This window comes from Candidatus Accumulibacter meliphilus (assembly GCF_036625345.1).
GTDB classification, from domain to species: Bacteria; Pseudomonadota; Gammaproteobacteria; order Burkholderiales; family Rhodocyclaceae; genus Accumulibacter; species Accumulibacter meliphilus.
On the sequence record NZ_JAZKTZ010000004.1, the window covers coordinates 136,963 to 150,255 of the forward strand.

The 13,293-nt window shown below is 63.6% G+C and carries 13 protein-coding genes; 5 read left to right on the plus strand and 8 right to left on the minus strand.

Features of this window, described 5'->3' with window-relative positions:
- Positions 1-50: 50 nt before the first annotated feature.
- The 4 genes from V5B40_RS09520 to V5B40_RS09535 all read left to right on the plus strand — a co-directional run bounded on the left by V5B40_RS09520 (position 51) and on the right by V5B40_RS09535 (position 2,506).
- The gene (locus tag V5B40_RS09520; protein ID WP_332354285.1) at positions 51-740 is read left to right on the plus strand and encodes a YggS family pyridoxal phosphate-dependent enzyme; all 690 of its coding nucleotides are present in this window, start codon (positions 51-53) and stop codon (positions 738-740) included.
- The gene (gene proC / locus V5B40_RS09525; RefSeq protein WP_332354286.1) at positions 737-1,552 is read left to right on the plus strand and encodes a pyrroline-5-carboxylate reductase; all 816 of its coding nucleotides are present in this window, start codon (positions 737-739) and stop codon (positions 1,550-1,552) included. The genes V5B40_RS09520 and proC overlap by 4 nt, the downstream gene beginning before the upstream one ends.
- Complete coding sequence (locus tag V5B40_RS09530; protein WP_332354287.1) at positions 1,552-2,091, plus strand: YggT family protein; 540 nt, start codon at positions 1,552-1,554, stop codon at positions 2,089-2,091. Before proC ends, V5B40_RS09530 begins: the two co-directional genes overlap by 1 nt.
- A 124-nt stretch (positions 2,092-2,215) precedes the next feature.
- Positions 2,216-2,506: a DUF167 domain-containing protein gene (locus V5B40_RS09535; RefSeq protein ID WP_332354288.1), complete on the plus strand. Its 291-nt coding sequence runs from the start codon at positions 2,216-2,218 to the stop codon at positions 2,504-2,506.
- Between the two features lie 7 nt (positions 2,507-2,513).
- Here V5B40_RS09535 and V5B40_RS09540 read toward each other — a convergent pair whose 3' ends face one another.
- The 5 genes from V5B40_RS09540 to V5B40_RS09560 form a co-directional block, all read right to left on the minus strand.
- Positions 2,514-3,767, minus strand: a complete 1,254-nt coding sequence (locus V5B40_RS09540) for a dihydroorotase (RefSeq protein ID WP_332354289.1) — start codon at positions 3,765-3,767, stop codon at positions 2,514-2,516.
- 3 nt (positions 3,768-3,770) lie between these two features.
- A complete protein-coding gene (locus V5B40_RS09545) occupies positions 3,771-4,730 on the minus strand; it encodes an aspartate carbamoyltransferase catalytic subunit (RefSeq protein ID WP_332354290.1) in 960 nt (319 codons plus the stop codon).
- Positions 4,723-5,229, minus strand: a complete 507-nt coding sequence (gene pyrR / locus V5B40_RS09550; RefSeq protein ID WP_211203779.1) for a bifunctional pyr operon transcriptional regulator/uracil phosphoribosyltransferase PyrR — start codon at positions 5,227-5,229, stop codon at positions 4,723-4,725. The genes V5B40_RS09545 and pyrR overlap by 8 nt, the downstream gene beginning before the upstream one ends.
- An 83-nt stretch (positions 5,230-5,312) precedes the next feature.
- Entirely contained in the window at positions 5,313-5,780 is a 468-nt protein-coding gene (gene ruvX / locus V5B40_RS09555) for a Holliday junction resolvase RuvX (RefSeq protein WP_332354291.1), read from the minus strand.
- The gene (locus tag V5B40_RS09560) at positions 5,773-6,333 is read right to left on the minus strand and encodes a YqgE/AlgH family protein (protein WP_169067432.1); all 561 of its coding nucleotides are present in this window, start codon (positions 6,331-6,333) and stop codon (positions 5,773-5,775) included. Before V5B40_RS09560 ends, ruvX begins: the two co-directional genes overlap by 8 nt.
- Before the next feature lie 44 nt (positions 6,334-6,377).
- On the opposite strand from V5B40_RS09560, the gene V5B40_RS09565 reads away from it, so the two are divergent.
- On the plus strand, positions 6,378-7,829 hold the full coding sequence (locus V5B40_RS09565) for a cryptochrome/photolyase family protein (RefSeq protein ID WP_332354292.1): 1,452 nt from the start codon (positions 6,378-6,380) through the stop codon (positions 7,827-7,829).
- Here the strand turns inward: V5B40_RS09565 and V5B40_RS09570 are convergent.
- The 3 genes from V5B40_RS09570 to V5B40_RS09580 are packed head-to-tail and all read right to left on the minus strand — an operon-like array spanning position 7,807 to position 13,264.
- Positions 7,807-9,621, minus strand: coding sequence for a hybrid sensor histidine kinase/response regulator (locus V5B40_RS09570; protein WP_332354543.1), 1,815 nt, complete (start codon positions 9,619-9,621; stop codon positions 7,807-7,809). The two genes, V5B40_RS09565 and V5B40_RS09570, sit on opposite strands and share 23 nt — an antisense overlap.
- A complete protein-coding gene (locus V5B40_RS09575) occupies positions 9,606-11,804 on the minus strand; it encodes an Hpt domain-containing protein (RefSeq protein WP_332354293.1) in 2,199 nt (732 codons plus the stop codon). The genes V5B40_RS09570 and V5B40_RS09575 overlap by 16 nt, the downstream gene beginning before the upstream one ends.
- Positions 11,780-13,264 carry an Hpt domain-containing protein gene (locus tag V5B40_RS09580; protein ID WP_332354294.1) on the minus strand — a complete coding sequence of 495 codons (1,485 nt, stop codon included), beginning with the start codon at positions 13,262-13,264 and terminating at the stop codon, positions 11,780-11,782. The genes V5B40_RS09575 and V5B40_RS09580 overlap by 25 nt, the downstream gene beginning before the upstream one ends.
- Between the last annotated feature and the right edge of the window lie 29 nt (positions 13,265-13,293).

Genomic DNA, 13,293 nt, shown 5'->3' on the forward strand with positions numbered 1-13,293 from the left:
GTGGGCAGGGCGCGGTGCTATACTCGCGGTAACCTGCGTAGCTCCCGATTATGACCTTACTCTCCGCCAAGCTGCAAGCCGTTCTCGCGCGAATCGCCAGCGCTGCGCGGCAGTACGGACGTGACCCTGGCGATGTTCGCCTGCTCGCGGTCAGCAAGACCTGGCCTGCCGCATGCGTTCGTGAGGTGGCGCTTGCCGGGCAGGCTGCTTTTGGTGAGAGCTTTGTCCGGGAAGGACTGGATAAAGTAGAGGCACTAGCTTCACTGCGGCTGGACTGGCATTTTATCGGTGCCGTGCAGAGTAACAAGACCCGTTTGCTTGCCGAGAATTTCAACTGGGTGCATTCTGTGGACCGCTTGCGAATTGCCGAACGGCTTTCCGAACAAAGGCCCGCGTCACTGCCGCCGCTGTCGGTCTGTCTGCAGGTGAATGTCAGCGGCGAGGCCAGCAAGGGCGGGGTTTCGCCTGCCGCAGCCTTGGCCTTGGCGCAGGCGGTTGCCGTGCTGCCAAACTTGCGCTTGCGTGGCCTGATGACCGTTCCTGCGCGCAGTGACGTCTTTCTGGAACAGCGCCGCCCGTTCCGCATGCTGCGTCAACTGTCCGAACAACTGCAAGCCGACGGGCTGGCGCTGGATACGCTTTCGATGGGTATGTCGCACGATCTGGAAGCGGCGATCGCCGAGGGAGCAAGCGTGGTGCGTGTGGGTACCGCGATTTTTGGTGAGAGACACGAAGCATGAGAATTACTTTCCTGGGTGGCGGCAATATGGCCAACGCCTTGATCGGTGGCTTGGTGAAAACCGGATTCTCGGCCGCCGACATCGCCGTGATCGAGGTCGGTGCGCAGGGGCGGGCCAAGCTGCGCCTGATGTACGGGATACGTTGTTACGAGGCGCCGACCGCCGCTGCGCTCGACTGCGATGCGCTGCTGCTATCGGTGAAGCCGCAGCAAATGCATGATGCCTGTGCGTCGCTCCCCAAGCGCCTCAAGCAGCAACTGATCATCAGCATTGCTGCCGGCTTGCGCCTGGCAGACATTGCCCGCTGGCTCGGCGGCTACAGCAAGATCGTGCGCGCAATGCCCAATACCCCGGCACTGATCGGTGCCGGCATTACCGGTCTGTGCGCGCTGCCGGCCGTCTCGATGGCCGAGCGGCTGGGTGCCGAGCGCATCCTGCAGGCCGTGGGTAGTACGTTGTGGGTGGCCGATGAGGAGCAAATGGACGCCGTTACCGCGGTTTCTGGCAGCGGTCCGGCGTACGTCTTCCTGTTCATAGAGACCTTGCAGCAAGCCGCGACGGAGCTCGGTCTGACGCCAATCCAGGCGCGCCAGTTGGCCATCGAAACGGTACTCGGTGCCGCCAAGCTGGCGGTGCAGTCAGATGAAGCCGCCGCCGTGCTGCGTGAGCGTGTCACCTCGAAAGGCGGAACGACCGAAGCCGCCCTGCAAGTGATGGAAGAACGCGGCGTCAGGGAAGGCTTCATCGCTGGCGTGCAAGCGGCCAACGCGCGCAGTCGTGAACTGGGCGCGCTGCTCGGAAAGGATAGTTGATGGCGGGGCAAGCGGTTTTGTTTCTGTTGCAGGTGGTCACCGGGGTGCTGAGCGTTGCGCTGCTGTTGCGCTTTTACATGCAGGCTTTTCGGGTGTCGTTCAACAATCAGGTCGGCACTTTTGTTGTCGACCTGACCAACTGGCTGGTCAAGCCGCTGCGCAAAGCGCTGCCCGGCCTGTGGGGACTCGATCTGGCGAGCCTCTTGCCGGCGTATCTGCTGCAGCTTGTTTTTGTCGTTGCCGTGGTTTCACTGCAAAGCGATAGCGAAGCCTGGTCAGCGCTGAACCTGTTGCCGGTTCTGCTCTGGCAGGGCGTGCTGGCTACCCTGCGCATGAGTATCTATCTGCTGATTGGTGCTCTGCTGGTACAGGCCGTATTGTCGTGGGTCAGTCCGTATTCGCCTCTGAGCCAGCCTGTCGGGCAGCTGACCCGGCCTTTTCTGGCTCCCATCCAGCGTTTCGTTCCACGCATCGGGATGGTCGACCTGTCGCCATTGATCGCCATCGTCCTGGCGCAGCTAGTGCTGATGTTTCTTTGACGGTCATGACAGTCGAGAGAACCAGGGTCATGGAAGTCATGACCGCCCCCTCTTCCCCAGCCCCTTCTCCCGCGGGGGGGCGAAGGGAGATTCGTGAGTCGCGTGCGCGACTTTCACATTAACGGTGGTCGACTGGCTACGCGAGAGCGGCGCTGCGCTCACCCTGAGCATCCATGTTCAGCCGGCAGCAAAGCGCAGCGAAATCGTCGGCCTGCACGGGGACGCGTTGAAAGTCCGCCTGGCGGCGCCTGCGATCGATGGTCGCGCGAATGCCGCGCTGCTCGAATTTCTGGCGCAGCGGCTGGGGCTGGCCAAGTCGCTGGTCGAGCTGAAGAGCGGCCACAACTCGCGGCGCAAGGTCTTGACCTTGCGCGGCGTGTCGGCGGACACGCTACGGCGCCTTCTCGGACAGTGAGCGACGCTCAAGCCTCGAAAACGATGCGTCCGCCGACCAGCGTCATGCGCACCCTGCCGCTCATTTCGTAACCCAGGTAGGGGGTGTTCTTGCCCTGGCTGCGCAAGGCCTCCGGGCTAACGCGCCAGGCTTCGTCAGGGTCGAAGATGCAGATGTCGGCGCGACTGCCGACGTTCAGCGAACCGCCGTCGATGCCGAGGATTTCGGCCGGATCGCAGGTGATGCGGGCCAGCGCCTCAGCCAGCGGGAGTTGCACCTGTTGCGCCCAAAGCAGCGTCAGTGGCAGCAAGAGCTCCAGGCCGGTGGCCCCGGGGGTAGCCTCGGCGAACGGCAGTTGCTTGCCATCTGCATCGACCGGGGTGTGGTCCGAACAGATGGCTGCGAGGCCCTCCCGAACGGCGGCGCGGAGCGCGTCACGGTCGCTGTGGGCACGCAGCGGCGGGTCGAAGCGAGCGTTGCTGTCGAAGTAGCCGATGTCCATTTCCGAAAGGTGCAGGTGGTGGATCGCCACGTCGCAGCTGACCGGCAGCTGCGAACGCTTTGCTGCCCGGACCAGTGCGACGCCGGCAGCCGAGGACAGTCGCGACAGATGCAGGCGGACCCCGGTTTCGGAAGCCAGTTGCAGCGCCGTGGCGATGGCCACGGTTTCCGCCGACACGGGTATCCCGGTCAGCCCCAGCCGTGACGCGACTTCGCCATCGTGGGCAACGCCATCACGGGCGAGAAACTGGTCTTGCGGTCGCAGGCGCAGCGCGTACGAAAAAGTGGCCGCGTACTGCATCGCACGCAGCAGCAACTGCGTGTCAATCGGCTGGTTGGCCTGCGAGAAGCCAATGCAGCCGGCACGCGCGAGGCCGTTCATTTCTGCAAGCCGCTGGCCTGCCAAGGCCTGCGTCAGAGCGCCGATCGGATAGACGCGCGCTAAACCAAGCGTTTCGCTGCGCCGTACCAGGCGTTCGACGAGCCCCGGCTCGTCGAGCGGTGGCTTGCTGTCCGGCGGGCAGGCCAGCGAAGTGACGCCGCCAGCGACGGCGGCGGCGAGTTCGGGTTCGATGCCGCCCAGCCGGGTCGACAGATCGACCAGGCCCGGGCAGACGATCAGTCCGCTGGCATCGATGCTGCGGTCGGCCGAGAAGCCGGCGGGCGGCTGGCCGATGGCCGCAATGCGTGCGTCACTGACGAACAGGTCGCGCGGCTCATCAAGGCCGTTCCGGGGATCGATCAGCCGCGCATTCCGGATGTGGAGGTTTTGCCTGTTCATCGTTCAGTTCCCTGCCAGAATGCCCATTACCGCCATGCGCACGGCGATTCCGAAGGTCACCTGCGGCAGGATCACCGCCTGTGGTCCATCGGCGACGTCGGAGTCGATTTCCACGCCCCGGTTCATCGGCCCCGGGTGCATGACGATGGCGTCCGGTTTGGCAAGGGCGAGGATCGCGGGCGTCAGTCCGTAACAGCTGAAGTACTCGCGGGCCGAAGGCAGCAGCGCACCGTTCATGCGTTCGTTTTGAAGACGCAGCATGATTACCACATCACAATCGCGTACCCCTTCACGCAGGTCATGGCAGACGCGCACACCCATTCTTTCGATCGCGACGGGCAACAAGGTTTTCGGTCCAACGGCACGCACTTCCGCGGCGCCGAGCGTGGTCAGCGCGGTGATGTCCGAGCGTGCGACCCTGGAGTGCAGGATGTCGCCGACCACCGCGACTACCAGATTGCTGAAATCCTTTTTGTAGTGGCGGATGGTGTACATGTCGAGCAGACCCTGCGTCGGGTGGGCGTGTCGTCCGTCGCCGGCGTTGACCACGTGCACGTCGTTTCGTCCGAGGCGACGCAGATGCTCGGTGATCAGGTGCGGGGCGCCGCTGGCCGCATGGCGTACGACGAACATGTCAGCATGCATGGCGATGAGGTTGTCGACGGTGTCGAGCAGGGTTTCACCCTTGGCGGTCGACGAGCGCGTCACGTCGAGGTTGATGACGTCCGCGGAGAGGCGCTTGGCGGCAATTTCGAAAGTGGTCCGCGTGCGCGTGGAATTCTCGAAAAAGACGTTGAAGACGCTCTTGCCACGCAACAAGGGTACTTTCTTGACGTCACGATCCGAGACTTCGATGAAGCTCGACGCAGTATCGAGGATCTGATGAATCAGTTCGCGCGGTAAACCCTCGATTGAGAGCAGGTGCGTCAGCTCGCCATTGGCGTTGAGTTGTGGGTTATGCATTGCCGGCAAGACTCCACTGCAGCTGAGCGTCGGCGTCCGCAGAGAGCAGCAGTTCCTGCGTCGGGTCGAGATCGACCTGCCAGGTGCAGAAGTCGGCGCAAATAGGTAGCTGGCGCTGGCCGCGATCGGCCAATACGGCGAGCTGTATGCTCGCCGGTCGACCGTAGTCAAACAGTTCGTTGATTGCCGCCCGTGTCGTGCGTCCCGTGTACAGCACGTCGTCGACCAGGATCAGCGGCCGACCTTCGACATCAAAGGGGATCGACGTTGGCCGGACGCGTGGATGCAGGCCTTTCTCGCCGTAATCATCGCGGTAGAAGGAGACATCGATCAGGCCGATCTCGTTGTTCAGTTCGAGCAGATCACGCAGCCGCCGGGCAACCCACACGCCGCCGCTGTGAATGCCGACCAGGACCGTGTCCGGTCGCAGCCGGGGGCGGATGAGTTCAGCGAGTTCTCGGCATTGCACGTCGGCGTCGGGGAGTTCAATGGCTGGCATCTGTTTGCTCGTCAGGGGCTGGTGAAGGCGTGTAGGTGTGCAGGGAAGGGCGTGTTTTGGCGCCTATGGAGACCTGTGCTGTATCAGGGGCGCGCAGCGCTGTCGTCGCTGCTGTCGCTGCGGCTGTCGAAATAGTCCTGCAAGATCAACTGGGCGGCGACGGCATCAAGATGCTTGCTGGCCTTGCGCGAGTTGTGCCCGGCCGAACGTAGGCGTTCCTGGGCGGCGACCGATGAAAGCCGTTCGTCGGCGTAGTCGACGCTGAGCCCGAAGCGGCCGCGCAGCTGCTTGGCGAAACGTTCGCAGCGAGCGGTCATGGCGTGTTCGTCGCCGTCCAGGGACAAGGGTCGTCCGACGACCAGGGAGCGCGGCTGCCATTCCTGGATCAGGATGGCGATGGCGGCGAAGCGCAGCGTGTTTGCCTCGCAGTGAATGGTGGTCAGCGCGTGCGCTTGCCGCACTTGCCATTCGCCCGTTGCGACCCCAATCCGTTTTTCTCCAAAGTCGAAAGCGAGCACGGCGCCGCTTGCTTGGCTGCTTCTCTCAGGCATGACCGACTTGGTCGGCAAGGTTGGTAAGGCTGACCCCCAACAGGTCCAGTGCCGAGGCAAGGCGTTCCTCGTAGGGCAAGTCGAAGAGGATCGGCAGCTCGGCAGCGACGGTCAGCCAGGCGTTCTGGGCCAGTTCGTGTTCGAGTTGGCCGGCAGACCATCCGGAGTAGCCGAGGGTGACCATCAAGTCCTGCGGTTGGCCTTTCTCGGCGACTGATTGCAGGATGTCGCGCGAACTGGTGAGGCCGACCTGCTCGTTGATCACCAGTGTCGACTGCCATTGACCGAGCGGTCGGTGCAGGACGAAGCCACGATCGGTCTGCACTGGCCCTCCGAAAAGTACCGGCAGCTGGGCAAAGCCTTCGCTCGCCAGCGGTACGTCGATTTTGCCGAGCAGCGTTCCCAGACTCATGTCGATCGGTCGATTGACGATCACACCCAGCGCTCCACGCGCATTGTGTTCCGCAATGTAGACCAAGGTCCTGGCAAAATACGGGTCTGCCATGGCCGGCATGGCAATGAGAAAATGGTCGGTGAGGTTGATGCTTTTCATGGCCTTATTTTAATCGGCGGCGGCAGCGGACACAAAGATAATCCATGCTCGATTCCATTCTGGTCTGGTTTCGGCGCGATCTGCGTGACATCGATCACGTTGCGCTTGGCGAAGCCCTGCGGCGAGGAAGGCGCGTCCATTGCGCATTTCTCTTCGATCGCGAAATTCTCGATTCCCTGGTCAGGCGCGCCGACCGACGCGTCGAGTTCATTCGTGAATCCTTGCTTGAGCTCGACGCCGCTCTGCGCCGGCGCGGTGGCGGCTTGCTGGTACGCCATGGCTGGCCTGCTGAGGAGATCCCCCGGCTGGCTGGCGAGCTCGGCGTCGCCGCGGTTTTTGCCAATCGTGATTACGAGCCGCAAGCCAAGCGCCGTGATGCTGCGGTAAGCGCTGCCTTGAACGCTGGCGGTATCGCCTTCGAGTCTTTCAAGGACCAGGCGGTGCTTGACGGCGACGAAGTGCTGACCCAGGCTGGGCGACCGTTTACGGTGTTTACCCCGTACAAGAAAGCCTGGCTGAAGCGCCTGACCGAGGACGACCTGCAGCCCGGCGAGGGAGGGGCCGGGACCCTGGTCATGCCGCCCAGCGCGCAGCGGCTGCCTTCGCTGGCGGAACTCGGCTTTGCCGCCACCGACCTGCGCGCCTTGGGCTTTGTTCCGGGGATGTCGGGCGCCCGGCAATTGCTGGCCGATTTTGTCCGGCGAATTTCCCGCTACCGGCAGCAGCGTGACTTTCCGGCTGTGAAAGGCGTGTCCTACCTCTCGGTTCATCTGCGTTTCGGGACCCTCTCGATTCGCGAGCTGGTCGCCGCGGCGATCGCCGCGGGCGCCTTGCGGCCCGGCCATGAGGGCGCTGCAACCTGGCTTTCGGAGCTTGTCTGGCGCGACTTCTACTTCATGATTCTCGATCGCTTCCCGCAGGTTGCCGAGCGTGCTTTCAAACCGGCCTACGAGGCCATTGCCTGGGAGCAAGGGCCGCCTGCCGAGCGGGCCTTCGCCGCCTGGTGCGCCGGTCGTACCGGCTACCCGCTCGTCGATGCCGCGATGCGCCAGCTCAATGGCACGGGCTACATGCACAATCGCCTGCGCATGCTGACCGCTTCATTTCTGAGCAAGGATCTGGGTATTGACTGGCGGCGTGGTGAGGCTTATTTTGCCGCCCAGCTGAATGATTTCGATCTCGCCGCCAATAACGGCGGCTGGCAATGGGCGGCCTCGAGTGGCTGCGATGCGCAGCCCTTTTTCCGGATCTTCAATCCCCTGCTGCAGTCGGAGCGCTTTGACCCCGCCGGCAAGTTCATTCGCCGCTACCTGCCGGAACTGGCTGCCGTCCCCGACCGCTTCATCCACGCGCCATGGCGGATGAGCCTGTCTGAGCAGGCCGCTTGCGGAGTGCGTATCGGACGCGACACGCCGGCACCGCTGGTCGACCATCAGCAGGCCAGGCAGTTGACCCTGCAGCGCTACGCGGTCGTCAAGTGCCTCGCTGCGCCTTGACGTGCGCGGCCACCAGGCGCAGCAGCTCCTCTTCCTGATAAGGCTTGCCCAGGTAGTGATTGACGCCCAGCTCGAAGGCGTAGTGACGGTGCTTTTCGGCCGTCCGCGAGGTGATCATGACAATGGGGACGCCCCGCAAGCGCTCGTCGGCACGCAGGTTGCGCGTCAACTCGAAGCCGTCCATGCGTGGCATTTCGATGTCCACCAGCAGCACATCGGGGATGATCGCCACCAGTTGTTCGAGGGCATCGATGCCATCCTTGGCAGTCATCACCTGGTATCCTTCACGGGCCAGCAGGCGGCTGCTGATCTTGCGCACGGTCAGCGAGTCGTCAACGATCATCACCGTTGGCAGGGTGGCGGCGACGCTGCCGGTAGTCGCCGCCTGGCGTAGCGTCGGTAGCGGCGAAACGGGAATCGCCGTACGCGGGCGACTGGCCAGCGCAACCGGGTTCAGGATCAGCAGCACCTGGCCATTGCCGAGCACCGTCGCTCCCGACACGCCGATGACCCGCGCCAGCTGTGGACCGATATTCTTGACTACCACTTCCTGATTCCCCAGCACTTCGTCGACTTGCAGCGCCACTCTGCGGGTGCCGCTGCGCAGCAGCAGGACCCAGTACTGGCTATGTCTTTCTGGCAGAGCTTGTGGCTCGCCGAGGAGGTGCGGCAGATAGTGGAAGGGATAGGGATTACCGCTCCACAACGCGGCATTGGCTTCGCGAATACGCGTCAACCCCTTTTCCTTGAGGTCGAGCACCTGCTCGATCATTGCCGCCGGAATCGCGTACTCGCGCTGGCCGGAGCGTACCAGCAAGGCCTTGGTGACCGCCAGCGTCAGTGGCAGATAAAGGCGGAAGGTCGTCCCCTGGTCGGGCGTAGACAGGACTTCAATACGGCCGCCAAGGCTGACTACGGCGCTCTTCAAGACATCCATGCCGATGCCGCGCCCGGCGAGGCGCGAGATGCCGCTGGCCGTCGAGATGCCTGGTGCAAAGATCATCTCCACGACCTGCGCTTCGTCCGCGCCCTGCTCCTCGCTGAGCAGGCCAGCGGCCAGACCGCGCTCGCGCAAGCGCTGCAGGTCGAGTCCGGCGCCGTCATCGGCAAAGGCGACAATGACCTCGTTTCCTTCCTGCGTCAGCTTCAGAGACAGTTCGCCGATTTCCGGCTTGCCCTTGGCCAGACGCTGCGGCGTATTTTCAAGGCCGTGGGCGATGGCGTTGCGCAGCATGTGTTCGAGTGGCGCCAGCATCTTGTCGAGGACCGTGCGGTCGAGCTGCAACTGGCCACCACTGATTTCCAGATTGGCGCGCTTGCCGAGTTCCTTGCCGGCCTGGCGAACGATTCGGTACAGGCGATCGGCAATACTGCTGAATGGCACCATGCGCACCGACATCAGCTCTTGCTGGAGTTCGCGGTTCAGCCGTGATTGTGCGAGGATGGCCGCGTTGGCGTCGTCGAGGTTTTTCAACAGATTCTGTTGGACGGTGGCGACGTCGTTGACCGATTCGGCCATCATCCGGGTCAGTTCCTGAAAACGCGTGAAGCGGTCGAATTCGAGCGGGTCGAAATCGATCGGGCGGCGTTCATCGCTCAGCGCAGTGCGTGACTGCATCTGCAATTCGGCCTGCAGTTCGATATCCCGCAATTGCCGGCGCAGACGGATCACGTTTTCGGTGAGGTCGAGCAGGGAACCCTTGATGGCCCGCATTTCGCCTTCAATCCGGGAGCGCGCAATCGAGAGTTCGCCGGCTTCATTGACCAGGCGATCGATCAGATCGGCGCGCACGCGCAGCAAGGCACGCTGTTCGCCGCATCGCTTTCGCCTTCCTGCTGTTGCTCGGGCGCTTCCGCCGGCACATCGTGGCCGGCAGCCGTCCGCGTGAACTCGGCGTCCGAGGCAATTTTTCCGGCGGCCTCGTCGGGGACGTCGACCGGGGCGTCGCCGAGCTCGCCACGTTGCAGCCGTTCGACAATCTGGACGATGACGTCGAAGGCGTTATCGATGTCGTCGATCAGTTCGAGCGGCGAATTTTCCGCCTGCTGCGCTTCCGCCATGCGCGTTTCGATGGCATGCGTCAGCTCGCCAAGGTTCATCGCGCCGGCCATGCGTGCGCTACCCTTGAGGGTATGGAACAGGCGCGCCAGGCGCCGCAGGACGTCGCTGTCGGAAGGCTTGCTGCGCCAGGCGCGCAATTGCGTGGCAATGCTCTGGGTGAGATCGAGCGCCTCTTCCAGAAATAGCGGCAGTAGCTGCTCGTCGAGCTCATCCTGCATTTCCGGGAGCGCGAGTCCGCTGCCGCTCAGCGCTGCCGCTGACGGTTGCGTTGCCGTGATCGGCGCCAGCTGCGGCACGGCCGTTGCTGATAGCAGCTCGTGGACCTCCAGTTGTTCAGCATCCAGGGCTGCGTCGCTGGTTTCACCGCCTTCGCTGTCTTCGCTGCCTGCCCTGCCGGCGTCGCCTTCCTCCTCGGCAAGCGCTGCCCGCTTTTCGACGGACAGCTCCAGGTACAGCGCGGCGAGCGCATCGATCAGTACCGGTGCTGCTTCGGGCTCGTGGAAGCCGGCGATGTCCGTCAGCATCAAGGCCAGTCCGGCGATTGCCTGACGGATCGTTTCCAGCGCTCCGACACTATCCGGATTGGCCGCCTGGTTGCGCCGCGACAGGGCGTGTTCGAGGGCCATGCTCAGGTGATTCACTGGCTCGATACCGACCGTTCCGGCGATGCCGGCCAGCGTATGAGCGGCACGGTACATCTCGTGCGTGGTGGGCGCCAGGAGGTCGCTTTCGAGAACCGCGAACTCATGCTGCAGCGTTGCCAGGTGAGCTCCCGCCTCTTCGTTGAAGATCTCGGCGAGCGCCGAGGTGATGGTCAGCCGCTGGCGTAGGCTACGCTCATCGGCGGCGCCTTCGGCGGGTGTCTCGGCGGCTGCCTCACCCACTACCGCCACTGCGGCGCGATCGTCGGGCTCTGCCGCTGCTTCCGGCAAAGGCGTTTCGACGACGCTGCTGTCCTCGCTAGCGCGCAGTAGCGACGCGGCCAGGGCCATCATTCCCGTGGCATCGGGCGCCTGAACGTGTCCGGTCTTCAGATGTTCGACCCAGAGGACAAAGACGCTGTAGGTCTGGCCGAGCAGGTCGATGATCGCTGGCGTGACTTCGTGCTCCTGGCGCAGCCACAGGTTGAGAACCTGTTCGACCGACCACGCCGCTTCGCCGAAATCCCTGAGTCCGACCATCCGGCCACTGCCCTTGAGGGTATGCACCGCACGGCGGATGGCGGTCAGCAACTCCGTCTCCTGCGGCTGCGTCTTCAGCAACTGGAAGTTGTGGTCGATGCTGGCCAGTACCTCTCCCGCCTCGGCAAGAAAAATTTCCAGGATTTCGGCGTCGACCTCCTCGCTGGTAGCCTGTGAGAGCTGGATCGTTTCAGCCGAGGGGAGTGGTGTCTCGGCGGTTTGCGGCTTGAGCGCGGCCATCGTCGCGTCGAGCTGTGCGCTGGCGTCGCCAGCGGCGGCGAGCACCGACAGCAGTTGCTTGATCTGTGGTCCGCCGTCCTTGTCGCCCACCAGATCGCTGTCTTTTTGCAGGGCCGCGAGATGTTTGGCGACTTGCTGGCGCAGCTGCGCATCGTCTGGCTGTCCCTTGAGCGCTTGCAGCAAGGCGTGCGCGTCGAGTTTCTGCTGTTCGATTTCCTTCTCGACCGTTGCTGCGGGTTCCTCGACGAGCACCTCGCGGCCCGTGCTGGACTCCATCTTTCTGACGAAGGCATCGAAGTCCGTCGCGCCGTGCTGCAGGGCGTCGACGAAGAAGCCAAGCAGCGACAGTTTCTCGGCAAGTTGCTCGAAGTCGGTCTCCAGCGGCACATAGTCCGCTGCGGAGAAAGCCTTGATGTCGGCGGCGCACTTTTTCAGAACCGCAACCGCCGCCTCGTGGCGCATCATGGTCAGCGCACCGATGACCTGTCGCATCGGCGTTTCCAGGCTTCCAGATCGGCGCCTTTGTCGACGTCCCGGAAGAAACCGTCGAGTACCTGTTCGATGTGCGTCAGGTTGTTCTGGATCTCCCGGGCCACCTGGCTGATCAGCAGCTTTTCCTGCGCCTGGCGTGACATTTCGTCGAGTGATGGCAGTTCCGATTCCGGTGACAGTGGCTTTCCGGAAAGGCAGCCATGAATCCGATCGACCATTACATTGACCTGGTGCGTGAAGCTGCTGTCCAGGTACTGGATGTTTCCCTGCGCATTCAGCGCCAGCAGGATGGCCGTGGCCGTTTCCATGGCCAGCGCTTCGCTGTGCTTTATCGGCGCCTTGAGCAGGAATTCGGCCACCTCGCCGATGGCCTGAACCAGGCGGCAAAAGTCGGCCTGGCCAAGTTCTTCGACCACCGCTGCCAAGGCCGTGGTGTTGCTGCGGAAAGTCGGCAGTGCCTGCGTGCTGCCGGCACAAAACTTGTTCCACGACTCTTCTGTGCTGGCGATCGCTTCACGCAAGCGACGGCGGACGGATTCCTCAGCGACCGCCGTTTCGGGCGCCGCACCGGGCAGCAGCGCGGCCAACTGGTAGGCTTCCTGGACGCGGTGGACGGCGCGCTGCTTGCTGTCGGCGTTGCCGACCAGATACAGCGCGTCGCGCATCAGGCGTTCGGCGACATTGCTCGAACCTTCGAGCAGTCGCCGAATCTGCAGGTCGATGCGCGTGCACAGCTGCCTGGCATCGGCATCCGCTGGCAGCGCCCGTTCGGCCAGCGCGGTCAGGAAGGCGGTGGCCACCCACCAGAAAGCGCGCGCGGACGGTGGTTCCTGGAGGGCATCGATGCGTTTGACGGCGTTGAGCATTTCCGGCACGCCGGCCCCGCTCTGCGGCGCACGCAACCACGACAACAGGCCGCGCTGGAAGTAAGCGCGCTGCTGCCGCAGGCGAGCGTGAAACTCGCCGCTGCCAATTTTCGGGTTACCGCCGTTACGACGTGGTGGGCGTACGCGCAGGTCGGGGAAGAAGAGATCGGTCGCCAGAACACGTTCTTGTCCGCGTGCTGCCTGCAGTTCTCGATAAACGGGCAGCAGGCGCAGGGCTTGGTTTGGCTGGCCGCCGATCAGGTCATCGAGGTAGTGACGAAGGCTGGCCATTGCGCGTCGTGCCAGCTCGATGTGCGCTGCGCTGCACGGCTGCTCCTGGCGTTCGACCGCCTCGAGCAAGGCCTCCAGCGCTTCCGTAAACTGGGTGACCCCGTCGAGACCGACGATGGTCAGCGCGCCCTGCACCTGGTGCAGGTGGGTACGACAGAATCTGACCTGGCCGAGATCGGCGTTGTCGACGGCCACGCTTGCCGCAAGCTCTTGCAGTGCCTTGTCGGCACGCTCCAGCGCGAGGTCGATCTCGCTCTTGACCCAGGTCAGCGGGCCGATATCGAAGTCCGTCTGGGCATTCATCCGGGAAGGGTTCTCCACTCCAGTCTATA